At 60.9% G+C, this 25,025-nt stretch carries 21 protein-coding genes and 1 tRNA gene; 14 read left to right on the top strand and 8 right to left on the bottom strand.

The features are described from left to right. Positions 1–20: 20 nt before the first annotated feature. The 6 genes from TL5118_RS06995 to pdxH form a co-directional block, all read right to left on the bottom strand. Positions 21–1,469 carry a methyl-accepting chemotaxis protein gene (locus tag TL5118_RS06995; RefSeq protein ID WP_082626128.1) on the bottom strand — a complete coding sequence of 483 codons (1,449 nt, stop codon included), beginning with the start codon at positions 1,467–1,469 and terminating at the stop codon, positions 21–23. Between the two features lie 229 nt (positions 1,470–1,698). Continuing rightward, positions 1,699–5,322 (bottom strand): vitamin B12-dependent ribonucleotide reductase, encoded by a 3,624-nt coding sequence (locus TL5118_RS06990; RefSeq protein ID WP_058241944.1) that lies wholly within the window; start codon positions 5,320–5,322, stop codon positions 1,699–1,701. Positions 5,323–5,890: 568 nt separating this feature from the next. Further along, positions 5,891–5,967 (bottom strand) — tRNA-Pro (locus TL5118_RS06985). Between the two features lie 108 nt (positions 5,968–6,075). Further along, a complete protein-coding gene (locus tag TL5118_RS06980) occupies positions 6,076–6,546 on the bottom strand; it encodes a DUF192 domain-containing protein (RefSeq protein ID WP_058241943.1) in 471 nt (156 codons plus the stop codon). Between the two features lies 1 nt (position 6,547). Beyond that, on the bottom strand, positions 6,548–7,117 hold the full coding sequence (locus tag TL5118_RS06975; RefSeq protein ID WP_082626139.1) for a cold-shock protein: 570 nt from the start codon (positions 7,115–7,117) through the stop codon (positions 6,548–6,550). A gap of 80 nt (positions 7,118–7,197) precedes the next feature. Continuing rightward, positions 7,198–7,803, bottom strand: coding sequence for a pyridoxamine 5'-phosphate oxidase (pdxH, locus tag TL5118_RS06970; protein WP_058241942.1), 606 nt, complete (start codon positions 7,801–7,803; stop codon positions 7,198–7,200). A gap of 179 nt (positions 7,804–7,982) precedes the next feature. Between pdxH and fabI the strand changes: the two genes are divergently transcribed. The 8 genes from fabI (at position 7,983) to TL5118_RS06930 (ending at position 16,279) form a co-directional block, all read left to right on the top strand. Then, a complete protein-coding gene (gene fabI / locus TL5118_RS06965) occupies positions 7,983–8,801 on the top strand; it encodes an enoyl-ACP reductase FabI (RefSeq protein WP_058242081.1) in 819 nt (272 codons plus the stop codon). Positions 8,802–8,834: 33 nt separating this feature from the next. Further along, complete coding sequence (locus TL5118_RS06960; RefSeq protein WP_058241941.1) at positions 8,835–9,443, top strand: LysE family translocator; 609 nt, start codon at positions 8,835–8,837, stop codon at positions 9,441–9,443. Positions 9,444–9,452: 9 nt separating this feature from the next. Beyond that, complete coding sequence (locus tag TL5118_RS06955) at positions 9,453–10,193, top strand: L,D-transpeptidase family protein (RefSeq protein ID WP_242601741.1); 741 nt, start codon at positions 9,453–9,455, stop codon at positions 10,191–10,193. Positions 10,194–10,352: 159 nt separating this feature from the next. After that, complete coding sequence (gene gpt, locus TL5118_RS06950; protein ID WP_058241940.1) at positions 10,353–10,871, top strand: xanthine phosphoribosyltransferase; 519 nt, start codon at positions 10,353–10,355, stop codon at positions 10,869–10,871. A 167-nt stretch (positions 10,872–11,038) separates the two neighbouring features. Beyond that, on the top strand, positions 11,039–12,238 hold the full coding sequence (locus tag TL5118_RS06945; protein ID WP_058241939.1) for an aminotransferase: 1,200 nt from the start codon (positions 11,039–11,041) through the stop codon (positions 12,236–12,238). Between the two features lie 47 nt (positions 12,239–12,285). Then, positions 12,286–14,124 carry a peptidylprolyl isomerase gene (locus tag TL5118_RS06940; RefSeq protein ID WP_058241938.1) on the top strand — a complete coding sequence of 613 codons (1,839 nt, stop codon included), beginning with the start codon at positions 12,286–12,288 and terminating at the stop codon, positions 14,122–14,124. Between the two features lie 23 nt (positions 14,125–14,147). Next, positions 14,148–15,659: an anthranilate synthase component I gene (gene trpE, locus TL5118_RS06935; RefSeq protein WP_058241937.1), complete on the top strand. Its 1,512-nt coding sequence runs from the start codon at positions 14,148–14,150 to the stop codon at positions 15,657–15,659. Between the two features lie 74 nt (positions 15,660–15,733). Further along, entirely contained in the window at positions 15,734–16,279 is a 546-nt protein-coding gene (locus TL5118_RS06930) for an rRNA large subunit pseudouridine synthase E (RefSeq protein WP_058241936.1), read from the top strand. 10 nt (positions 16,280–16,289) lie between these two features. Here TL5118_RS06930 and TL5118_RS06925 read toward each other — a convergent pair whose 3' ends face one another. Then, positions 16,290–17,891: a divergent polysaccharide deacetylase family protein gene (locus TL5118_RS06925; RefSeq protein ID WP_165590026.1), complete on the bottom strand. Its 1,602-nt coding sequence runs from the start codon at positions 17,889–17,891 to the stop codon at positions 16,290–16,292. Positions 17,892–18,032: 141 nt separating this feature from the next. Here TL5118_RS06925 and TL5118_RS06920 point away from each other — a divergent pair, with 141 nt between their 5' ends. The 6 genes from TL5118_RS06920 to lexA all read left to right on the top strand — a co-directional run bounded on the left by TL5118_RS06920 (position 18,033) and on the right by lexA (position 22,955). Then, positions 18,033–18,614: an anthranilate synthase component II gene (locus TL5118_RS06920; RefSeq protein WP_058242079.1), complete on the top strand. Its 582-nt coding sequence runs from the start codon at positions 18,033–18,035 to the stop codon at positions 18,612–18,614. Beyond that, positions 18,611–19,627: an anthranilate phosphoribosyltransferase gene (trpD, locus tag TL5118_RS06915; protein WP_058241934.1), complete on the top strand. Its 1,017-nt coding sequence runs from the start codon at positions 18,611–18,613 to the stop codon at positions 19,625–19,627. The genes TL5118_RS06920 and trpD overlap by 4 nt, the downstream gene beginning before the upstream one ends. Positions 19,628–19,658: 31 nt before the next feature. Continuing rightward, positions 19,659–20,474 carry an indole-3-glycerol phosphate synthase TrpC gene (trpC, locus tag TL5118_RS06910; protein WP_058241933.1) on the top strand — a complete coding sequence of 272 codons (816 nt, stop codon included), beginning with the start codon at positions 19,659–19,661 and terminating at the stop codon, positions 20,472–20,474. Between the two features lie 15 nt (positions 20,475–20,489). Continuing rightward, a complete protein-coding gene (gene moaC, locus TL5118_RS06905) occupies positions 20,490–20,996 on the top strand; it encodes a cyclic pyranopterin monophosphate synthase MoaC (protein WP_058241932.1) in 507 nt (168 codons plus the stop codon). After that, a complete protein-coding gene (locus tag TL5118_RS06900; RefSeq protein ID WP_058241931.1) occupies positions 20,993–22,165 on the top strand; it encodes a molybdopterin molybdotransferase MoeA in 1,173 nt (390 codons plus the stop codon). Before moaC ends, TL5118_RS06900 begins: the two co-directional genes overlap by 4 nt. Positions 22,166–22,256: 91 nt before the next feature. After that, a complete protein-coding gene (gene lexA / locus TL5118_RS06895) occupies positions 22,257–22,955 on the top strand; it encodes a transcriptional repressor LexA (protein WP_058241930.1) in 699 nt (232 codons plus the stop codon). 10 nt (positions 22,956–22,965) lie between these two features. Here the strand turns inward: lexA and TL5118_RS06890 are convergent, their stop codons facing one another. After that, positions 22,966–25,008, bottom strand: coding sequence for a ComEC/Rec2 family competence protein (locus TL5118_RS06890; RefSeq protein ID WP_082626126.1), 2,043 nt, complete (start codon positions 25,006–25,008; stop codon positions 22,966–22,968). Positions 25,009–25,025 lie beyond the last annotated feature (17 nt).

Raw genomic sequence — 25,025 nt, 5'->3', positions numbered from 1 at the left:
GGTTACGTCAAACTCATCTCTCAGACCTTATAGGCCAGCCGGATCCCGCCCCAGTGGGTGCCGTTGACGAAGATCGGCGCCGAGAGGTCTTTCATCATCACAAAGTTGCCGTCACCCATATCGCGGCGATAGGCCTGCAGTAGGAACGGCTTGGTCGAATTACCGGCCGCCAGCCCCACCCGGTCATCAAAGATCCGGCGGTTGCGGCTGTAGCCCATGTTCCATTCGGTCTCGCCGGGGATCTGCGGCATGGAGAATTTCTTGTTATGGGTCGGCAGGTAACCGTCCTTGTTCACTGCGGCGCAGAACACAACATCATCGGCAAATTCCAGCATCTTTTCCTGAAACGCGGGCAGAACGGAATCTGTAAACATGGTGAAGCGCGCCATCACCTGCGCCGGGTCAGAGCCGGGGATCGGCGTATAGTTGCGGTCCATCAGATCCTGGAAGGTGATCCGCCCCGCATTCACCGCATCGCAAAAGGCCTCTGAGATCTGCTGCCCCAGCTCCTGCACCGCGCGGATATAGGGGGTGTCCACCGTTTCAACACCAAGACGGGACACCATGCCGGTGATGCCTTCGGCGTTTTCCGTGATGTCCTGCACGGCGGTGATCGCGTCTTTCAAACTGTTGGAGCTGTCTGTGACCTCTTCCGCCAGCTGCGCGATTGAGGTGCCCACCTCACCGGTGACTTTGCTGATATCTTCGCTGGCGGCCAGAATGTTGCGCTGCGCTTTGGTCATCTGGCCCAGTGTTTCCGGGATCGCTTCGATCTCACTGCCGATACCGTCTGTCTGCTGACGGATGCTGCCAGCGGTTTCGACCGCTTGCTGCGCATCATACATCAGGTCGCGCAACTCTTTGCCCAACTCCCCAACGGTTTCCTGAATTTCACCCGTGGCTTCGCTGGTCAGGTTCGACAGATCCTTCACCTCTTGCGCCACAACCATGAACCCGCGCCCATGACGACCGGCACGCGCCGCTTCGATCGAGGCGTTTAGTGACAAAAGGTTGGTCTTGCGTGAGATATTGTCGACCTCACCTGAAACCGTGGCCACTCGTTGCAGGGTTTCTTCCAGCACCGATAGTTTCTTGAAAATCGCCGAGACACCGTCGATCAGACCGTTCACCTCAGACACCATCGCACTCAGCCGTTTGGAGGTTGCGGAAACAGTTTCTTCGGCGGATCCGGACATTTCGACCGCGCTGCTGGCGCTATCCAGCACCGAACGGCTCTGCGCGGACATCTGTTCAGTTTGTGAGGCCAGTTCCTGAAACACCACCGCTTCGGCGTTTACACGTTCGCTGGTGTCTGCAATTTCCCCAGACGCTGAGGCGAGCGAAACCGACAGCGCGCCGATCCGACTGGCAATCTCATGGATCGCCTCTTGATGCTGCGCCGAAATGGCATCCGGTTCCGTAGGGTTTACCGGGGTCGCTTCATCCGCATTGATCGACTGTAATTCCATGGGTTCCCTCGATTACTCTGAACAGCACTCTTGGAACCTCTAACGGGTTTTTACGGTATACTTTTAGAAATCCTCAATAAACACAGGGAAATCCGACCCATGGTTGCAAAGAAAAGGCCCCCACGCGGGGGGCCAGTTTTGCGAAATGGGACGCTATTTTACCGCCCGATTGTGTTTTGCCTGTACGCCCATTTCGCATCAAGGGTGGGCGCACCCACCCCGGAATTCATCAGCTGCAGCCCGAGGTCGCGCCGCAGGTGTTGCACTTCATGCAGGTGCCGTTGCGCACCAAAGTGTAATTGCCGCAGTCACCGCAGGCTTCGCCCTCATAGCCCTGCATTTTCGCCTTGGATCGTGCATCCAGCGCCGTTGCGGCATCGCTGGCCGGGGCCGTCGCCACGGCGACATTTGCCACCTCTGGCGCCACATCCGTGCTGGTCTGTGGCACCTGCAGCCCCATCAGATCCTCGGGCATACGCTTGCGCAGGTACCCGGTGGAGCTGATCTGCTTCAGCATCTCCAGGGACCGGGTCGCCGCGGTTTCACTCAACTCCTCAACATTGCTGACCCCTTCTTCGACGCCGCGCCCGATGTCATCAAAGGATGCACCCTGCGGTTTCACATGCGCCAGATCGGTGCGATCCAGATAGCTGACCGCCAGTTCCCGGAAGATGTAATCTAGGATCGAAGTGGCGTTTTTGATCGAGTCATTGCCCTGCACAATCCCCGCCGGTTCAAACTTGGTGAAGGTGAAGGCATCCACAAACTCCTCCAGCGGGACGCCGTATTGCAGCCCGACCGACACAGCGATAGCGAAGTTGTTCATCATCGCGCGGAATCCGGCGCCTTCTTTGTGCATGTCGATGAAGATTTCCCCGAGGGAACCATCCTCATATTCACCGGTCCGCAGATACACCTTGTGACCGCCAACAACCGCTTTCTGGGTGTAGCCCTTGCGCCGCTCCGGCATTTTTTCACGGTGGCTGCGCACCAGCTCCTTAACGACGACCTTCTCGATCACCTTCTCGGCCAGCACCTGCGCCTTTTCCTGCGGGGTGCCGGTTTCCAGCACCTCAGCAGCCTCATCATCGTCCTCAATCAAGGCTGCGGCCAGTGGCTGGCTGAGTTTGGAGCCATCGCGGTACAGCGCGTTTGCCTTGATGCCCAAAGACCAGCTGAGCTCATAAGCCGCTTTACAGTCCTCGATCGTGGCATCGTTGGGCATGTTGATGGTTTTGGAGATCGCGCCTGAGATAAAGCTCTGCGCGGCGGCCATCATGGTGATGTGGCTGTCCACACTCAGATACCGCTTGCCCTTCTTGCCGCAGGGGTTGGCGCAGTCGAAGATGTGGTAATGCTCTTCTTTCAGATGCGGCGCCCCTTCCAGGGTCATGGTGCCACAGACATGGTCATTGGCCTGCTCAATATCCGCCTTGCTGAACCCAAGATGGCGCAGCAGATCAAAGGACGGATCGCTCAGCTTCTCCGCCGGGATCCCCAGCGCGTTGCGGCAGAATTCTTCCCCCAGCGTCCACTGGTTGAACACGAACCGGATGTCAAAGGCCGTGGCCAATGCCGCCTCCACCTTCTCAATCTCATTGCTGGTGAAGCCATGGCCCACCAGTGAGGTGTGGTTGATGCCCGGCGCGTTGCCCATGGTGCCATGGCCCACCGCGTAGGAGATGACCTCCTCAATCTGGGCCGAGGAATAGCCCAGGTTTTCCAGCGCTGCCGGCACCGAGCGGTTGATGATCTTGAAGTACCCGCCGCCGGCCAGCTTTTTGAATTTCACCAGGGCAAAGTCCGGCTCAATCCCGGTGGTGTCACAATCCATCACCAGACCAATGGTGCCGGTTGGGGCAATCACAGACACCTGCGCGTTGCGGTAGCCGTGTTTTTCGCCCAGCTCCAGCGCCTCATCCCAGGCCTGCATCGCCAGATGCGCCAACCGCTGATCCGGCACATTGCCCAGATCCAGCGGCACCGGTTTGACGGCCAGATCCTCATAGCCCTCGGTCGCGCCATAGGCGGCGGTGCGGTGGTTGCGCATGACGCGCAGCATGTGTTTCTTGTTGCGCTTGTAGCCTGCAAACGGCCCCAGCTCACCGGCCATTTCAGCCGAAGTGGCATAGGACACACCGGTCATGATCGCCGTCAGCGCCGCGCCCATCGCCCGGCCCGCATCACTGTCATAGCCCAGCCCCATGTTCATCAGCAGGCCACCAATGTTCGCATAGCCCAGACCCAGGGTGCGGAACTCATAAGACAGCTGGGCAATTTCCTTTGACGGGAACTGCGCCATCATCACCGAGATTTCCAGCGTGATGGTCCACAGCCGCGTGGCATGCATGTAATCTTCGGCCTGGAAGGTGCCATCCTTAAAGAAGGTCAGCAGGTTCATTGAGGCCAAGTTACAAGCGGTATCGTCCAGGAACATATATTCCGAACAGGGGTTTGACCCGCGGATTTCACCGTCTTCGGGACAGGTGTGCCAGGCGTTGACGGTATCGTGGAACTGAATACCGGGATCGGCGCAGGCCCATGCGGCATGACCGATATCTTCCCAGAGATCGCGCGCCTTCAAGGTCTTGGAAACCTGCCCGTCCGTCCGGTTCAACAGCGCCCAGTCTTCGTCCTGTTCCACCGCCTTCAGGAAGGCATCCGTCACCCGCACCGAGTTGTTGGAGTTCTGGCCCGAGACCGAGGCGTAGGCCTCAGAATCCCAATCGGTGTCATAGGTTGGAAACTCAATGCTGTCATAGCCCTGCCGCGCGTAATCCAGCACCCGCTTCACGTAGGTTTCCGGGATCGCTACCTTTTTGGCATCGCGCAGCGCCACTTTCAGCCCCGCGTTGGCCTTGGGATCTGTCGCATCTGCCGCCGCGCCATCCCAAGCACGGATCGCGGCAAAGATCGCGTTCAGCTTGGCTTCATGCATCTTGGAGCCAGCGACGATCGAGGCGACCTTCTGTTCTTCTTTCACCTTCCAGTTCACGAACTCTTCGATGTCGGGGTGATCGACATCACAGATCACCATCTTGGCCGCGCGCCGGGTGGTGCCACCCGATTTGATCGCGCCTGCCGCCCGGTCCCCGATCTTAAGGAAGCCCATCAGGCCAGAGGATTTGCCCCCGCCTGACAGTGCTTCCCCCTCGGCACGTAGGGAGGAGAAATTGGTACCCGTGCCAGAGCCGTATTTGAACAGGCGGGCTTCACGCACCCAGAGGTCCATGATGCCGCCTTCGTTCACCAGATCATCCGAAACGGACTGGATGAAACAGGCATGCGGTTGCGGATGTTCATAGGCGGATTTGGATTTGACCAGCTTGCCGGATTTGTAATCTACGTAGTGGTGCCCCTGCCCCGGACCATCAATCCCATAGGCCCAATGCAGACCCGTATTGAACCACTGGGGGGAGTTTGGCGCCGCCCGCTGGGTGGCCAGCATATAGCGCATCTCATCGTAATAACTGCGCGCATCCTCTTCGCTGCTGAAATAGCCGCCCTTCCAACCCCAATAGGTCCAGGCGCCCGCCAGCCGGTCAAACACCTGCTTGGCCGAGGTTTCACCGCCCATCTTGGTGGATTTGCTGGCTGGCACCGACCGCCAGAGGAACTCTGGCACACCTGCCTCTTTGACCTTTTTCAGTTCCGCTGGAACGCCTGCTTTCCGGAAATACTTCTGCGCAATCACATCCGAGGCCACCTGGCTCCAACTGTCGGGAACCTCCACCTCATCCAGTTTGAACACCACGGTGCCGTCAGGATTGCGAATTTCCGAAGCGGTGGTGGTAAATGTCAGCTCCGCATAGGCGTCCTGACCGGATGTGGTAAACTTTCTCTCGATGTGCATCGCTGTGCTGCCCTGTCTGTGGTCTGTCTCAATCCCTGGTCAACGAATGTCGTTGCATTCGTGCCAACAGCAGACCGCGCACATCTTTAGCGCAACGATCCCACCCCCATGAGATCGAAGAAAAACAAAGTGGGGAAACCCCGTTCCGATGAATATGTCCCTGTCACCTGCGGCTACAATATATGGTGCAGCCTGCCGCTGGCCCCCACAAGTTGGCGTATGCACCCATATTCGGTCAACGGTTTTATTTTCGGAAAATTTAATCTTTTTCGTTGACCGAAAGCCCATTCGCACGCGTTGGGTCACAGGATCGCGATTCCTTCGTGAGTGGGGGAAACACGCCACATCGCGCAACGCCTTGCTAGTAAGGGCAGAATTCTGATCGCACCATTCCACGGCGCCAATAGGGCATATTTCCTGTCCAAATCCGCAGAAAATTCAGGAATTTGGCGCAATCCTTGCCCGCAAACTGGACTGCTGCGCCACTGCTGAAAAAACAATCACCCTGCGCGAACGGACACGGCAGCATCGGCCCCGAAGGGCAATTCAGTCTATCGATGGAAGGAAGTGGTCGGGGCGGCGAGATTCGAACTCACGACCCCCTGTACCCAAAACAGGTGCGCTACCAGACTGCGCTACGCCCCGGACCGTGCGTGGGGTCTACCCCGTGTGAACCGGATTGAAAAGAGCGAAATCACCTCCGGGGGCGAGTTTTTTTCACCCGCACCAAAGCGCCCTTTATTCACTGGGATTTTAATCGCAAACCCAGGCGGCACGCGCCTGATCAATCGCCGGATGACGCAGCTGACTGCCCGGCACAATGCCCAGCCCCTCAGCCAGGCCTGCGTTGACTTCCAGCACATGTTGAATCGCATCGCCGCCGGGGATGACCGTTTCATCCAGGGGCACCGCATTATGATGCACATGCTGCACCACACCTGCCCCATCGGCAAAGATCATGTCCAAAGCGATATAGGTGTTGCGCATCCAGAAGCCGACCGCGCGTTCATTTTCATAGACAAATAGCATGCCCGATCCGCGCGGCATAGATTTGCGGAACATCAGCCCCTGCTGCCGCTCGGCGGGATCATCGGCCAGTTCAACACGGAACTGGGCCTGCCCCCAATCCCCACGCAGCTGCACCACATCCTCACGACAGGCCGCCGCGCCGATGGAGGCGCTGAAAAGAGTTGCGGCCAGCCCCGCAAGGACCAGCCGCATCATCTTAGTCATCCGATTTAAGGGCCGCTTCCCAGGCGCAGACCTCTGTCGCCATCCGTCCGCGTTTGCCGTCAATCACCCGCAGGCCGACGGCCTCACCCGGTTGCAGGTCCGCCAGACCCGACCGGCGCAGCACTTCGACATGTACAAACACGTCTTCGCCGCGACCAAAGATATTGGCAAAGCCAAAGCCCTTGCCCTTGTCGAACCATTTGACGCGCGCCGGCTCCAACGGAGCGGTGCGGATCACTTCTGGATCAATGTCTTCGAAATCGGCCAGCGTGGCCCCTTCTGTTCCAAGCGGTGGCTCAATACTGAACACTTCGGTCGCCTGGATCCCACGCTCCGTTTTCTGTACGTCCAGTTCTATCTTCGCGCCATCCGCCACAGAGCTTTGCCCAAAGTTGCGCAAAACGTTGGCATGCAACAGGATATCTGGCCCACCTTCATCGGCGACAACGAATCCGAACCCCTTTACGGGGTCGAACCATTTCACCAGGCCAATTACCCTGCGGGCGCCATCCACTTCAGTTCTCAATGTTTCGTTACCCACATGATCGTCATCCCCATGCATTTCATGTGACATACAACAGTGCTCATGCAAGGCAAAAGTTGATTTTTTTACAACTATTTGCATTTCACGTCACGCGAAAATCACGGGCTCAGGCGGTCTATCTTCCAGTTTTCACTCACTGTTTCACGACGCCAAGTAAAGCGATCGTGGAGGCGAAATGCCCCGTCCGCCCAAAATTCAATCTCAAGCGGCGTGATTCTGTAACCTCCCCAAAAGTTGGGTCGCTTGGGATTTGGACCATGCTGGGCTGTCACTTTGGCCACTTCAGCCATCAAAGTAGTGCGCGAGGCCAACGGACGAGATTGTTTTGACGCCCAGGCCCCCAAACGGGACTTCAAGGAGCGTGAATTGTAATAGTCATCCGCCTTCGGCCCGTCCTCTTTGCTGACGATACCGCGCACCCGGATCTGCCGGCGCAGCGATTTCCAATGCATGACAAAGGCCGCTTTGCCCGCCTGGTCAATCTCACCGGCTTTGGCACTTTCGTAGTTGGTGTAAAACACGAAAGCCCCGTCTTCGATTTCCTTCAGCAGCACCATGCGCGCATTGGGCAGCCCATCCGCATCCACCGTGGACAGCGCAATGGCGTTAGGGTCATTCGGCTCACTCTCTTCGGCCTCAGCCAGCCAGGTCCGGGCAATTTGAAACGGATCATCGCCTGCAAAAATTCCGCTACGGTCACTCATTGGTCATTGGCCCCTTTGCTGGCCTGCCTGGGCGCCGGGCCGCCCGATCTGCACGGTTTCCCCGGGAACTCGCGCAAAGTTGCCGCTAAGGAAGCGAGGCTTGAAGCACCCCCGCCGATCCCCTAAAGCAATTTGCAGGCAATCATTTGGATGGAGAGGGGCCAATGTCAAACCAATTGATGGCAAATTGGCTGATGGCAGGCAAACGCGGCGTGATCATGGGGCTGGCCAATGACAAGTCGATCGCCTGGGGCATCGCCAAGGCCTGTGCCGACGCTGGGGCTGAAATGGCCTTTACCTATATGGGCGATGCCTTCAAGAAACGGGTGACCCCGCTGGCTGACCAGCTGGGGGTGGAGATCATGTTGGACTGTGACGTCTCCGATCCCGCCTCACTGGATGCGGCCTTTGGCGAGATTGAAAAAGCCTGGGGCAAGATTGACTTCATCGTCCATGCCATTGGCTTTTCTGACAAAAACGAACTGCGTGGCCGCTACGTTGACACCAGCCGTGAAAACTTCGCGATGACGATGGACATCAGCGTTTACTCTTTCACCTCGGTCATGCAGCGCGCTGAAAAACTGATGAGTGACGGCGGCAGCGCCCTGACGCTGACTTATTATGGCGCCGAACAGGTGATGCCGCACTATAATGTCATGGGGGTCGCCAAGGCCGCGCTTGAGGCCTCGGTGATGTATCTGGCCGAAGATCTGGGCAAAGACGGCATCCGCGTCAATGCGATCTCGGCCGGGCCGATCAAAACCCTGGCCGCGAGCGGCATTGGTGATTTCCGTTACATCATGAAATGGAATGAGCTGAACGCGCCCCTGCGCCGCAACGTGACCATTGAGGATGTCGGCAAATCGGCGCTCTACATGCTCAGCGATCTGGGCAGCGGTGTTACCGGCGAAACCCTGCATGTGGATGCGGGCTATCACGTGGTGGGCATGAAGGCGGTGGACGCGCCTGACATTGATGTGGTGACGGGCCGCAAGTAAGCCTGCCCCCAGAAAGAAGCAAAGGACGGCCAGATGGGCTTCGGCATTGATCAGATACTCCTGCTGTTGGCAACACAGCTGCTGGCGCTGATCAGCCCGGGGCCTGCGATCATGGCGATCATGCAGCAAAGCTTCGCCCATGGGCGCGGCGTGGGCCTGCGGTTCGGTCTGGGTCTGGCGCTGGCTGCAACACTGTGGGCGGCATTTGCCTTTGCCGGCCTTTCGCTGGTCTTTGCCGCCCTGCCCTGGCTGTTCACCGCGCTGAAACTGCTGGGGGCGGCCTATCTGATCTGGATGGCGCTGCAGATCTGGCGCGGCGCCGATCGCCCGGTCTCAGCGGAGGGACGCAAACGCCTTTTGGGTCTGCCGGGCGGCGTGTTGACCAATCTGGCCAACCCCAAGGCCGCGCTCTACTTCTCGGCCGTTTTTGTCACCATCTTCCCGGATCCGCTGGCACTCAGCTCGCAAGCCTCAATCCTTGGGCTGGTGCTGACGTTGGAGGTTATTGTTTACACGTGTTTCGCGCTGATCTTCACCACCCAGACGGCCAAGGCAATTTATCTACGCGCCAAATCAGGGATCGACCGGCTGTGCAGCGCTGCCATTGGGACGCTGGGGCTGTCACTGATCCTGAACCGGTAGCCGCAGGTGATGCGCCGGCCTCTGATCCTTCTGCTGCTGGCCAGCCTGACGATAAGCGCACTCTATCTGGGCCGCGCCTACCTGCCCGCCCGTATCGCGGAATCGCTTGGGCTACGCGCTGACATCACTGAAATCCGCAACCGGGTCACACCACGGCTGGAGGCTGAGTTTGCCGCCCAGGGCCTGACCTTTGGCGCACCAGTTTATCTGCGGATCTTCAAAGAAGAGGCCACGCTGGAGCTTTGGGTCAAATCGGGTAGCACCTATCAGCTGTTTCGCAGCTACCCGATTTGCACTTTCTCAGGCGGGTTAGGCCCCAAACTGCGCGAAGGGGATCGGCAATCGCCCGAAGGGTTTTATCAGGTCGGGCTCAGCGCGCTTAATCCGCGCTCCAGCTATCATCTGTCTTTTAACCTTGGGTTTCCCAACAGCTTTGACCGTGCCCACGGACGCACCGGTAGCTTTCTGATGGTGCATGGCAATTGCCTGTCGATTGGGTGCTACGCGATGACCGACCCGCTGATCGAGGAGATCTACCTCACCGTTGAAGCCGCACTAAAGGCCGGGCAAGCTACCGTGCCTGTCCACGCCTTCCCTTTCCGCATGACGGAGCCGCGCATGGCGCAGGCAAGCGGGTCCAACTGGATCGATTTCTGGCGTCAATTGGCCCCGGCCTATCAACAGTTTGAAGCCACGCAAGTGTTGCCACAAACCTCGGTCCGGGACGGGCGTTATCACGTGGCCCCCTAAGGGCTCAGCGCCGCTCAACGCCCCAATCCACAGGAAAACCGCCCGCATCTTCGGCTTTTCCTTGCGTCGCATGCCAAGGCACAGTATCGCCCTGTGCTAATCTGAACGTGGCCCAAGCCGCGACACACTCCGTATCTTAAAATCCACATGGGGGAAGCCATGACCGATCGTCTGCCACACGAAAAAGGGTTTCATATCAGCTGGGACCAGATCCATCGCGACAGCCGCGCGCTGGCATGGCGTCTGGATGGCAAAGGCCCGGATGATGGTGCCTGGAAGGCTGTTGTGGCCATCACCCGTGGCGGCATGGCACCGGCGATGATCGTCAGCCGTGAGCTGGACATCCGCACCGTGGATACCATCAGCGTGAAGTCCTACTACTCCGGTGGCGGCGCACAGGATCAGCAGCGCGAAGCCCAGGTCCTGAAAAGCCCCGACCCCGAGCTGATGGGCGACGGCGAAGGCATCCTGATCATCGACGATCTGGTGGACAGCGGCAAAACCCTGGAACTGGTGCGCACCATGTACCCCAAGGCGCATTTCGCCACCGTCTATGCCAAACCCGCGGGTGAGCCGATGGTCGACACCTTCATCACCGGGGTCAGCCAGGACACGTGGATTTTCTTCCCCTGGGACATGGCCCTGCAATACGTTGAGCCTTATCGCGGCACCGATTGATCTGCCCGCTGAACTGGCGATCACCAAGATCTTTGAAAGGCGTCGCTCTGCGGCGCCTTTTTGCATCTTGGCGCAATGCCCGGCTGCACCACTGATTGCGTGCATTATCCGCTTGCCCCTGACTGCGATCCGCCTATCCTCGCCCGCCAAGACCTGAGGAGAGAGCCATGACATTGTCCCGCACCGCCACCACTTTTGCGCCCCCCGTGATGGAGGCCCGGCGCTGGCTGGACGGTGTGGAGTTTGCAGCTGACAGGCCCTTGATCAATGTCAGCCAGGCCGCGCCAGTGGATCCACCGCCCGCACCGCTGCGTCAGGCCATTGCCGATACCGCGCTCAACATGGCCGAGGCGCATCTTTACGGGCCCGATCTGGGCCTACCGGCCCTGCGGGCCGAGGTCGCGGCCAGTGTGTCATCCACCTACAATGGCACCGTCAGCGCTGATCAGGTTGCCATCACCTCGGGCTGCAATCAGGCCTTTTGTGCCACCATGGTCTCGCTCTGCGGTGAAGGGGATGAGGTCATCCTGCCAACGCCCTGGTACTTCAACCACAAAATGTGGCTCGATATGTCGGGGGTGAAAACCGTACCGCTGGCCTGTGGTGAGGGCATGTTGCCCGATCCCGCGCAGGCCGAGGCGCTGATCACAAACCGCACCAAAGCGCTGGTGCTGGTCAGCCCCAACAACCCCTGCGGCGTGGAATACCCCGCCGCGCTGATTGCCCAATTCCGCGATCTTGCGCGCAAACACGGCCTGCCGCTGGTGATTGATGAAACTTACCGAGATTTTCACAGCCGGACCGGCGCGCCCCATGATCTGTTCGAAGATCCTGAATGGGCCGATACGGTGATCCAGCTCTATTCCTTTTCCAAAGCCTACCGGCTGACCGGCCACCGCGTTGGCGCCATGGTCGCCTCACCTGAGCGTCTGGCCGAGGCGGAGAAGTTTATCGACACCGTCACCATCTGCCCCAACCAGCTGGCCCAGCACGCCGCCCTTTGGGGCATGCAGAACCTTGGTGATTGGCTGGCCGGGGAACGGTTGGAAATTCTCGACCGCCGCGCCGCCATCGAAGAGGGCTTTGCGGTGCTGGCCGCGCAGGGCTGGCAGCTGTTGGGCTGTGGCGCCTACTTTGCCTATGTCGAGCATCCCTTTGATATTGCATCAGATCAACTGGCCAAGAACATGGTCAAAGACATCGGCGTTCTGGCCTTGCCCGGCACGATGTTCATGCCCGACGGCGATGCTGAGGGACGCAAACAGCTGCGCATCGCCTTTGCCAATGTGGACCGCGCAGGCATTGCGGCGCTGTTTGACCGGCTGGCAACACTGGCAGACCTTGTGCCGGGACAGGCTTCGGCCTAAACATTCGCGGCAAGACTTTGAACAACCCGAAACTTTAAGGGAATACCATGGCAAGCGGGACGACTTCCAAAACTTTCATGTGGGGGATTATGGGCCTCCTGATCGTGGGTCTCGGCGGTTTCGGGGCAACCAACCTGTCGGGCAACATCACCCGCGTTGGCTCGGTCGGCGATGAGGACATTGACGTCAACGAATATGCGCGTGCCCTGCAACAGGACATCCGCGCGATTGAGGCACAGACCGGTTCCGCCATGACCTTTGATCAGGTGCTGGCCGCAGGTGTTGACCGCGCCGCGCTGGGCCGGCTGATCGGCCAGGCCGCATTGGACAATGAGGCGGCCAAACTGGGCCTGTCGATCGGGGATGAAAACCTCAGCCAGCAGATCGTGCAGATTGACGCCTTTCAGGGTGCCAATGGCTTTGACCGTGAAAGCTACCGCTTTGCCCTCAATCAGGCAGGCCTGAGCGAGATTGAATTTGAAGGCCAGATGCGCGCCGACACCGTCCGCGCCATCCTGCAGGGTGCCGTTGTCACCGGCGCGCCCATGCCTTCGGCCTACGCTGACACGCTGATCGGTTTTGCGGGCGAACGCCGCGATTTCACCTGGGCCCTGCTGAGCGCCGCAGATCTGATGACCGCACAGGTGGAACCCACCGAAGAGCAGCTGACCAAATTCCACGCCGACAACGCCGCTGATTTCACCAGCCCGGCCAAAAAGCGGCTGACCTATGTCTGGTTGTCGCCCGACGCGCTGGTCGCAGGCATCGATGTGGACGAAGAGCGGATCACCGCCCTGTATGAAGAGCGCAAAGATCAGTTCATCGTCGCCGAACGCCGTCTGGTCGAACGCCTGATCTATTCCGATGCTGCTGCCGCTGATGCTGCCAAGGCCGCGCTGGACGCCGGTGAGAAGGACTTTGAAACGCTGGTTGCGGATCGTGGCCTTGATCTGGCCGACGTTGACATGGGCGATGTGACCGCCGCCAGCCTTGGCGTTGCGGGGGCTGATGTCTTTGCCCTGGACGGCACCGGCGTTGTGGGCCCTGTTGAAACCACGCTTGGCCCGGCGCTGTTCCGGGTGAACGGGGTTCTGCCCGGCTCAGAAACCTCACTGGACGAGGCGCGCGAAGAACTGCACGCCGAACTGGCCAGCGATGCCGCCCGCCGTCAGATCGACCGTGTGGCCGAAGACCTGGATGACCTGCTGGCAGGCGGCGCCACCTTGGAAGAGCTGGAAGGGGAAGGCGGCGCTGTGCTGTCCAGCATCGACTGGCACGCAGGGTCCGAAGAAGAGATTGCCGGCTACGCTGATTTCCGCAGCGCCGCACTGGCCGCAAAAGATGGCGATTACCCCGAAGTGATCCGTCTGGATGACGGCGGCATCGCCGCGCTGCGCTGGGAAGCCAACATTGACGCCGCCCTGCAGCCGCTGGAGGAGGTCCGCGACGCCGTGACCGCCGCCTATAAGGCAGAGCAGATCAACATCGGCCTGGCTGCGCAGGGTGAGATCATGGTCAACCAGCTGGTCCAGGGCGCCGGCATGGCCGAACTGGGCCTGACCGCCCGGCCGGAAGCAGACATGATACGCTCTGATTTCATCTCGGAAGCACCCGCAGGGCTGATCGATGAGGTCTTTAAGATGCAGGATGGCGGCGTCACCGTGATCCGCGGCACTGACAGCGTCGCCATCGTCAAACTGGACGCCATCAAAGGCCCCGATGAAAACGATGCTGAGGTCACCGGCTTCCGCACGCTGCTGGCACAACAGGGTGATGCAGGGATCTCGGATGATCTTTATGCGGCTTATGCCCGTGCCATTCAGGATCAGGCCGGCATCTATCTGGACCAGACCGCGCTCAACGCGGTGCATGCAAACTTCCGCTAAGCGGAAAGGCAAAGGACAAAACGGTGGAACTCATCCCCTCCTATGACGATTTCGCCAAAGCCTATGAGGCTGGCGAAAATCAGGTGGTCTACGCCCGGTTGGCTGCAGATCTCGACACGCCTGTGTCGCTGATGCTGAAAATGACCGGCGCGCAGAAAGACGCCTTTATGTTGGAATCCGTGACCGGTGGCGAAGTCCGCGGGCGCTATTCGATCATCGGGATGAAACCAGACACCATCTGGCGCTGCCATGGTGACAAAAGCCAGATCAACCGGATGGCCCGTTTTGATCCAGACGCCTTTGAGGACCAGCAGGGCAACCCGCTGGACAATCTGCGTGCCCTGATCGCCGAAAGCCGCATCGACCTGCCCGAAGATCTGCCAGCCGCCTCTGCCGGGCTGTTTGGCTATCTGGGCTATGACACGATCCGTCTGGTCGAACATCTGCCCAATGTGAACCCGGATCCACTGGGCGTGCCGGATGCAGTGATGATGCGCCCGTCGGTCGTGGCCGTGCTGGACGGCGTCAAAGGCGATGTGACCGTTGTGGCCCCGGTCTGGGTCAATGACGGCCAATCCGCCCGCGCCGCTTATGCGCAAGCGGCAGAACGGGTGATGGATGCGGTGCGCGATATGGAACGCGCCCTGCCCCAGGCCAGCCGCGATCTGGGCGAAGCCGATGTGGTGCAGCCGCCGCAATCGAACTTTGCCAAAGAGGCCTATCTGGCTGCGGTGGAAAAGGCCAAAGACTACATCCGCGCCGGCGATATCTTCCAGGTGGTGCCCAGCCAGCGCTGGACGCAGGATTTCACCCAACCGCCCTTTGCGCTCTACCGCTCGCTGCGCCGCACCAACCCGTCGCCGTTCATGTTCTACTTCAACTTCGGCGGTTTTCAGGTTGTTGGCGCCAGCCCGGAAATCCTGGTGCGCGTCTTTGACAAAGAGGTCACCATCCGCCCCATCGCCGGCACCCGCCCACGCGGTGCAACCCCCGAAGAAGACAAGGCGCTGGAGGCCGATCTGCTGGCCGACAAGAAAGAGCTGGCAGAACACCTGATGCTGCTTGATCTGGGCCGCAACGATGTGGGCCGTGTGGCCAAAATCGGCACGGTGAAACCCACCGAAGAATTCATCATCGAGCGCTACAGCCACGTCATGCACATCGTCTCCAACGTGGTGGGCGAACTAGATGAGGGCAAAGATGCGGTTGATGCCTATTTCGCCGGTATGCCCGCAGGCACCGTGTCTGGTGCGCCAAAAGTGCGGGCGATGGAGATCATCGATGAGCTGGAGCCGGAAAAGCGCGGCATCTACGGCGGGGGTCTGGGCTATTTCAGCGCAGGCGGCGACATGGACATGTGTATCGCGCTTCGGACTGCCATCGTGAAGGACAAGAAGCTCTATATCCAGGCTGGGGGCGGCGTTGTCTATGACAGCGATCCTGAGGCTGAGTTTATGGAAACCGTGCATAAATCCAACGCGATCCGTCGTGCCGCTGCCGATGCAGCGCGCTTTACCCGCGACGGCAACAGCTGACCTTTCTGTCTGAGGCGCGCCTGACGGCGCTGCCTCCGGCGGGAGTATTTTTGGACCATTGAAAGGGGCGCGGCGTGACCCGGGTGATCCTGTTCAACAAACCCTTTGATGTGTTGTCGCAATTCACCGACCGCGGCACCGAGGGCAGCAAACGCGCGACGCTTTCGGATTTCATCGACGTGCCGAAGGTCTATCCGGCCGGGCGGCTGGATCGTGACAGCGAAGGGCTGATGGTTCTGACCGACAATGGCAAGCTGCAGGCCAAAATCTCAAACCCGAAACACAAGATGACCAAAACCTATTGGGCGCAGGTTGAGGGTGAGATTACTGATGAGGCGCTGGCGCGCCTGCACAAAGGGGTGGAGCTGAAAGACGGCATGACCCGCCCCGCCAAAGCGGCGCGGCTGGAGGCGCCTGAGGTCTGGGAGCGGGTGCCGCCCATTCGGGTGCGCAAATCCATTCCCGACAGCTGGCTGGAGCTGACCATTTCCGAAGGGCGCAACCGGCAGGTGCGCCGGATGACGGCCGCGGTGGGTTTTCCCACACTGCGGCTGATCCGGGTCAGGATTGGCGATTGGCATCTGGCCGGGCTGCAACCCGGCCAATGGCGCGACGCTTAAGGCAAGAGGCTCAGTTCTGCGTGGCCTGCAACAGGGCTGAGATCGGCGCCAGCGCAACGCGCGTGGCGCGGTCCTGAAGGCCCCAGAGCAGAAGCGCTGAAATGGTTTCCGCCTGCAGACGCCCAACCATTACCACGCCGCCCGGCTGTTGCCGCGCTTTGAACGCCGCCTGATCCAGGAAACGGCGCATCACAACGGCGCTTTGGCCTTTGTTGTCGAAATCGCGGAACACGGTTGTGGCCGCAACGCCGTTTTTGCTGGCCAGTTTCTGTGCGGTATTCAGCCCTTTGGCAAAGAAAACGACGCCATGGCCGCTTTCCTGCAAGACGGCTGTCACCTGATCTGACACCGCTTTGTCCGATTGCAGCCCGGTGCCGTCACCCTCCATCACGGCTACCGCTTCGGGCAGTTCACGCAGCCCGGCGCGCAGCAGGGTTTCGGTATCCGCGCCAGTGGCCCCCAGCGGAATGTCGCTGAGCGCCAGCACATCAAAGCCCGCCGCGCGGTAGCGTTCCATCCGCGCGCGTGCCTCGGGGCTGGTCACATCCACCGCAAAGCTCAGCGCATAGGGGAAGGCGGCCAAGGCCTCCAGCCCGATGTCACTGTCACCGCGGTCAATCAAAACGATCGACATCAGCGGTTTGTTGTCGGGGTTGCTGAAGTCGGCCGCGAATTTTTCCAGCGGCGGCAGGTCCGGCGCGGGCTCAGGGGCGGCTTCCTCAGCGGTGCTGTCTGGCGTGCGGTCGGTCAGCCGGCTGGCCGGGGTGCCGATACGCGGCGCGTCTGAGACCGCTTCGCCCACTTTTGGCAGCGCGGGTCGTTTCGGCGCCTCTTCTGTTGGGATGGCGACGATCACGGCCGGCTCCCGCTCCTCACTGATCTGAGGACGCGCGGCGGTGGAGGTGTTGGGTGCAGTATCTTCATTCACAACAGGCGCATCGGGCGCGCTTGTCTCAGGGCTGGCCTGCGGTTCTGCCACATCACCCGCCACATCTGACGAGGGCAGCGGGGCAACGGCGCTAGGCTGGCTTTCTGGCGTGTCAGCCGTGGGCGCGCTCGGGGCCGCGCCGCTGGGTTGAGCCGCCTCGCCAGCAGGGACGTCAGGGCTGTCGGCATTGGGCAGCGCGGCCAGTTCCGGCTGATCGGTGCTGTCGCCCACTTCGGGGTTGTTGGGCCGTGCAGGCACTGCCGTTACAGGCGCATCAGCGCTGGCGCTTGGCAGGCTGGGGGCGGTGGCCCGTGGCGTTTCATCCGCAGCGCTGGCAACATCAGGGCTGTCACTGCCACTGGCGGGGGCGCTCAAGGCCACCTCAGCCGTGCCGGTTTCCGGCGCTGTGGCCGGCGTGGTCTCAACCCCTTGGATCCCGGCGGTATCCTCTGGCGCCGGGGCATCGGCGCGCGCCGCTTCGGTGGTGGTTTCCACCGGATCGGCCGCGGGCAGGCTGGTGGCGACATCTTCGCGCGCGCCGTCAAAGCCGCTGCCGGCTGGCACGTTAACATTTGCCGCCTCAGGGATGGGCGTGTTCAGCGTCTGCAATACTGACACAGCGGCCATGCCACCCACGGCCACAACCGTGCCCAAAAGAAATCCGCTAATACTGCTGCGTGCCACGTACGCCCCCTCTTGCCTTGCGATGGGTCGTTTTCCGACCTTTTGACGCCCCTGCCCCCCTTGACGCTGGGGCGCAAGCCTGAACAAGTATACCGCGACTGAAGGGGCGTTCCAGCCCCGCATAGAACAAAGATGGGCGCGATGCTGCTTCTGATCGATAATTACGACAGTTTCACCTATAATTTGGTTCACTACCTGGGCGAATTGGGCGCCGATGTGGTGGTCAAACGCAATGATGCGCTGGATGTGCAGGAGGCCATGGCGATGAACCCGGCCGGGATCCTGCTGTCGCCGGGCCCTTGTGACCCGGATCAGGCCGGCATTTGTCTGGCCCTGACCGAAGCGGCGGCCGCAACCAAGACCCCGCTGATGGGGGTTTGCCTGGGTCATCAGACCATTGGTCAGGCCTTTGGCGGTAAGGTGGTGCGTTGCCATGAGATCGTGCATGGCAAAATGGGCACCATGCACCATGATGATCTGGGCCTGTTCAAAGGCCTGCCCAGCCCGTTTGAAGCCACCCGCTATCACTCGCTGGTCGTTGAGCGTGAGAGCCTGCCCGATTGTCTGGAGATCACCGCCGCGCTGGAAGATGGCACCATCATGGGCCTGCAACACCGCGAGCTGCCGATCCACGGCGTGCAATTCCATCCTGAATCCATTGCGTCGCAGCATGGCCATAAGCTGCTGCAGAACTTCCTTGATATTATGAAAGTACCCGCATGACCGCTTCGCAGATCAAACCGCTTATCTTTGCCGCTTCCGAAGGTCCGCTGAGCCGGGCGCAGGCAGATATGGCCTTTGAGATCCTGTTTGAAGGTCAGGCCACCCCGGCGCAGGTCGGCGGTCTCTTGATGTCCATGCGGGCCCGTGGTGAATCGGTGGCGGAATATGCCGCAGCGGCGGCGCAGATGCGCGCCAAATGCATCCCTGTCAAAGCCCCGGAAAACGCGATGGACATCGTCGGCACCGGTGGTGACGGCATCGGCACGCTGAACATCTCCACCGCGACGGCCTTCGTGGTGGCGGGTGCAGGCGTGCCCGTGGCCAAACACGGCAACCGCAACCTCAGCTCCAAATCCGGCGCTGCAGATGCGCTGGGGCAACTGGGCATTGACGTGATGGTGCAACCCGATGTGGTGGAACGCGCCATTGCCGAGGCCGGGATCGGCTTCATGATGGCGCCGATGCACCACCCGGTGATGAAACATGTGATGCCCGTGCGTCAGGAACTAGGCTGCAAGACGATCTTCAACATCCTCGGGCCGCTGACCAACCCGGCCGGGGTGAAACGCCAGCTGACCGGTGCCTTTGCGCTGGACCTGATTTTCCCAATGGCGGAAACCCTGTTGGAACTGGGCAGCGAAAAGGCCTGGCTGGTGCATGGATCGGATGGCACGGATGAGTTGACCATCACCGGCACCACGCAGGTTGCGGTTCTGGATCAGGGCAAGATCACCCCGCTGGAGGTGCACCCTGAGGACGCCGGCCTGCCGGTCCACCGGCTGCGCGACATTTTGGGAGGCTCGCCTGAGGAAAACGCGGTGGCAATGCGCGCCCTGCTTGAGGGGGAAGCGGGCGCCTACCGCGACGCGGTGTTGCTGAACGCAGCCGCTGCGCTCATTGTGGCGGACAAGGTGAGCACCCTCAAAGAAGGTGTTGAAATTGCCGCAGAAAGCATCGATAGCGGGGCAGCCATGAAGGCCGTCACAACGCTGGCCGCCGTCACCTCCGGGTGATCACACCACAGCTTGAACAGGGATAAAAACAATGAACACCGGCACCGTTCTGGACAAGATCAAAGCCTACAAGCTGGAAGAAGTGGCCGCGGATAAGGCCGCCAAGCCACTGGAAGCGGTGGAGGCTGAAGCCCGCGCCGCCAGCCCCGTCCGCCCCTTTGGTGAAGCGCTGGCCAAAGCCAGCCGCGAAGGCTACGGGCTGATCGCTGAAGTCAAAAAAGCCAGCCCCTCCAAAGGTTTGATCCGCGAAGATTTCAACCCGCCGGAACTGGCCAAAGCCTATGAAGACGGCGGCGCAACCTGCCTGTCGGTGCTAACCGATACCCCATCCTTCCAGGGTGCCAAGGAATTCCTTGTCGCCGCGCGTGACGCGGTCAGCCTGCCGGTGCTGCGCAAGGACTTCATGTATGACACCTATCAGGTGGCTGAGGCGCGCGCATTGGGGGCCGATTGTATCCTGATCATCATGGCCTCGGTCAGCGATGCGCAGGCTGCCGAGTTGGAGGCCGCCGCCTTTGAATGGGGCATGGACGCGCTGATCGAAGTACATGACGCCGAAGAACTGGAACGCGCCACGGCGCTGAAATCCAACCTGATCGGCATCAACAACCGCAATCTCAAAACCTTTGAGACAACGCTGGACACCACCCGCACACTGTCCAAACGGGTGCCTGCCGACCGGATGCTTGTCAGCGAAAGCGGGCTCAACACGCCCGAGGATCTGGCCGATATGGCACGTTACGGCGCCCGCACCTTCCTGATCGGCGAAAGCCTGATGCGCAACGAAGATGTGGCCTCAGCAACGCGGCGCCTGCTGGCCAACCCGCTGACCGCAACTGGCATGTAAGGCAAGGGTGAAGAGATGAGCGGACAAGATACTGGCGGACAGGCTGCAAGCGGGTTGACCCATTTCGACGCCAAGGGCGATGCCCATATGGTGGATGTTTCCGAAAAGGCCGTGACCAGCCGCATCGCCACGGCGGCAGGCTGGGTGCGTATGGCCGAGGCCACCTTCCAGATGATCTCGGAAGGCAAGGCCAAGAAAGGTGACGTGCTGGGCGTCGCGCGTCTGGCGGGCATCATGGGGGCCAAGAAAACCCCGGATCTGATCCCGCTCTGCCATCCTTTGCCCGTGACCAAGGTCGCGGTGGAGCTGGTTCTGGACCCGGACCTGCCCGGTGTGCGCATCGAAGGCACCGTGAAAACCACCGGCCAGACCGGCGTTGAAATGGAGGCACTGACTGCCGTCTCCACCGCCGCGCTGACCGTCTACGACATGATCAAAGCCGTCGACAAAGCCATGGAAATCGGCGGCATTCACGTCACGCTGAAAGACGGTGGCAAATCCGGCCGCTACGAAGCCAAATGATCCCCGTTGCCGAGGCCCTCGACCATCTGTTTTCCCTGACGCCGCAGCTTGGCGCAGAGACCGTACCACTGGTACAAGCCGTCGGGCGTGTGCTGGCCGAAGACGTCACCGCACAGCGCACTCAGCCGCCTTTTGCCGCCTCCGCCATGGATGGCTATGCCGTGCACCGAGGTGAGATGCAGATTGGCGCGCAGTTTGACGTGATCGGTGAAGCCGCCGCCGGATCTGGCTTCAAAGGCGTGGTCGGCAAAGGTCAGGCAATCCGCATCTTCACCGGCGCCCCGGTGCCGGAAGGTGACTTTTTCGTTGTCATTCAGGAAGATATCGACCGAGAAGGTGACCGTATCACCATCGCGCGGGATCCCGGTCAGGGGGACAACATCCGCCCCGCAGGTGGCGATTTCAAAATCGGCGATGTGATTGCGGCACCCCGGCTGGTCAGCCCGTCGGACATTGCGCTGCTGGCCTCGATGAACATCTCTGCGGTGCCGGTGATCCGCCGCCCCGATATTGCGCTGATTTCAACCGGGGATGAACTGGTGATGCCGGGGGAAACGCCCGGCCCTGATCAGATCATCGCCTCCAACACCTTTGGTCTGAAGGCCTTGCTGGACCAGCACGGCGCCTTGACCCGCATCCTGCCGATTGCACGCGATGATGTGGACAGTCTGAAAACAGCCTTTGCGCTGGCCGAAGGGGCTGATCTGGTGGTCACCATCGGCGGCGCATCGGTCGGCGATCACGATCTGGTTGCGCCGGTCTCAGCCGAACTGGGGATGGAGCGGAGTTTTTACAAAATCGCCATGCGTCCCGGCAAACCGCTGATGGCGGGCCGGATGGGTCAGGCGATGATGGTTGGGCTGCCGGGCAACCCGGTCTCGGCCATGGTCTGCGGCGCGATCTTTCTGGTGCCGGTGGTGCAGGCGATGCAGGGGCTGCCAGCAACTGCCCCAACGCGCAAAACCGCCCGCCTCGCCACCCCGATCGGTGCAAACGGCCCGCGCGAACATTACATGCGGGCGCGTGTTGAGGCGGGCGAGATCACGGTTTTCGACAATCAGGACAGCTCCCTCCTGACGGTTTTATCTGCCGCCAATGCCCTTCTTGTGCGCCCCGTACGTGACCCGGCGCGCTCTGCTGGCGAAGAAATGGAATTCATACCTCTTTAACCGCGCGTTCCCCCCTTGTTCCGCAACTCAGTTGACACAAAACAGGAACATGTATAGAACAAACCCAAACCAACAGGCGAGGGTGCGTTCCATGCTGACCAAAAAACAGCTCGATCTTTTGCAGTTCATCCATAGGCGGGTGCAGCAGGATGGCGTGCCCCCCTCCTTTGATGAAATGAAAGAGGCGCTGGACCTGCGATCCAAGTCGGGCATCCACCGGTTGATCACCGCACTGGAAGAACGCGGTTTCATCCGCCGTCTGGCCCACCGCGCCCGCGCCATTGAGATTGTGAAGCTGCCTGAAAGCATGGGCGGGGAAGCAACCGCCGGCTTCAGCCCCAAGGTGATTGAGGGCGGCCGCCCCGAGGCCACCCCGCCCGCTGCGCAGCCTGTTGAGGTGATCCACGCGCAGGAGCTGCCGGTGATGGGCCGTATCGCCGCCGGTGTCCCGATTGAGGCGATCAGCGAGGTCAGCCATAACGTGGCCGTGCCCGGATCCATGCTGACCTCCGGCTATGAGCATTACGCGCTTGAGGTCAAAGGGGACTCGATGATCAACGCGGGCATCAATGACGGTGATGTTGTGATCATCCGCGAAACCCGCACCGCAGATGACGGTGACATTGTGGTCGCACTGGTTGAGGATCAGGAGGCTACGCTGAAAACCCTGCGCCGCAAGGGCAGCAATATCGCGCTGGAGGCCGCAAACCCCGCCTATGAAACCCGCATTTTCCCCTCGGATCGGGTCAAAGTGCAGGGGCGTCTGGTCGGGCTGATCCGCAGCTACTAAAGTAATTCAATCAACGGGTTAGCGGAAATTCTTTTTGCCAGACCCAATGGTTCCACAAACGATCGCCCGCCCTTTGGCGGGCGGTTTCGATTCTGGGGCCCTCTGCCCCGTCAAATACCGCGATGCTGCCTGTCTGTTTCAGGGATTTTGGATCAAAGACCTGACAGGGCAAGGGCTGTTCAATCCGCTGATTGCTGACCAGCCAATCGCCCTTGTTGCACCATGCCCCTGCCGCTGCTTTCTTGCCAGCGATCACCCGCAGCGCCCCCTGCTCCACCGCCACATGCGCGGGCCACAGCGCGGCGGCCTCCTCCTGCGGCATCGGCGCGCCGTCGTTTTCCAGCCAGACGCCGGCAACAAATCCAGACCCACGGGATTTGGACAGGGCCCGCCCGTCAGGTGTCACCACACCCACCAAGCTGCCATTTTCCGCAATCAAAAGATCGGGCCGTTCGCTTTGCATCCAGCCCGCCAAACCCAAGGCGACCAGCACACTGCCGCCCCAGCGCAATCGCCCCTGCCAGAGGATGACACATAAGGCACCGAGGCTGAGCAGCGGCAAGACATGGCTGCCGGGGCTAACCACATGGCGCACCGCCATTTCCTGTACAGATATCCAATGGGCCACCGCCATGATCCAGGCAATCCCCTGCCCCATCAGCCACAGCGGCCAGGCCTCCAGCCCCAAGGGCATCACCACGGCGGCCAGCACAGCCGCGGGCATCACAAAGGCCCCCATCAGAGGCACCGAGGCCAGATTGGCCAAGAGCCCCATCTGCGACACCATGTTGAAATGCGCCGCGGCAAAGGGGGCCGTGGCCAACCCCGCCACCGCTGATGACAAGAGCAAGGTCAAAGGCCCGCCCAGCCTGCCGCGTGCCAGGCGGTTGCTGTCCCGCAGGCCCGCAAAGACCGCGACAAGCGCTGTTGTGGCCGCAAAGGACATTTGAAAACCTGGACTTAACAGGCTTTCTGGTCTCAACACCAGCACCACCAATGCGGCAACGGCCACCGCCCTGAGAGAAATGGCGCGCCGGTCAAACAGCAGTGCCACCAGCATCACCGCCACCATGACAAAGGCACGCTCCGTCGCGACATTCCCGCCCGACAGCAGCAGATAGCCCGCTGCAGCGGCCAGGGCGGCAAGGGCGGCGATTTTCTTCGCCGGGACGCGCAAGCCGATGTAAGGCACCGCTGCCAGCATCAGCCGGACCAGCGCAAAGACAAAGCCGCTGACCAACCCCATATGCAGTCCCGATATCGCCAAGAGATGCGCCAGATTGGCCCGGCGCAGATCCCGCAGCAGATCCGCCGACAATGCGGTGCGATCCCCGGTCATCAGCGCCGCCGCAACGGCGCCACGTTCACCGGGCAAGGCGGTTTTGATCCGCGCAGACAGATCCATCCGCAGCCGCGCAACGCTGCCCTTTGTGGCTGGCTCCAGCAGCAACAGCGGCGTGCGGGCATACCCCACGGCCCCAAGGCGCTGAAACCAGGCGTGACGGCGAAAATCAAACCCGCCCGGCTCGGCAGGGCCGGCGGGTGGCGACAGGTGGGCGGTGACCAGCACACGCTCCCCCGGCTGTGGCGCGTGCCAGTGCTGATCGCCATGTAACGCAACCCGTAAACGGCGCGGTGTCGCCTTCGGGGCCAATCGCGCCAGAACCGCCTGATCCAACGTCACCCGCAAGGCGCCGGAGGCCGATCTATCCAACCCAACCACCCGCCCCTCCACCGGGCCGTAGTAGCGGTTGGTCAGCACCGGGCCCGCCACCAGATGGGCCCGTATCGCCGCCAAGGGCAGCCCCGCCGCCAGCAGCGCCAAGGCCCAGATCACAGGGGCCGGGCCGGATTTCAGCCACAGCGCTAGAATGGCGGCGGCGACAGAGGTCGCAGCGAAGGCCACAAGCAGCAAAGGCGCAGGCTCCACCAGCATCGCGAAATAGCTGCCGATCCCCAGGGCCAGAAACACCGGTGCCCAAGGGAACAGATGGCCGCGCTGGGTCAACAGCAGCGTATTTGCCCTTGCAATGATGTCCGGTAACAGAGCCAAGCCTTGCCCCTAAAGGT

It is taken from the genome of Thalassovita autumnalis (assembly GCF_001458255.1).
Taxonomy (GTDB): Bacteria; Pseudomonadota; Alphaproteobacteria; order Rhodobacterales; family Rhodobacteraceae; genus Thalassobius; species Thalassobius autumnalis.
Note: the sequence above shows the minus strand (reverse complement) of the source record. Positions and strands in the feature narration are given on the sequence as shown.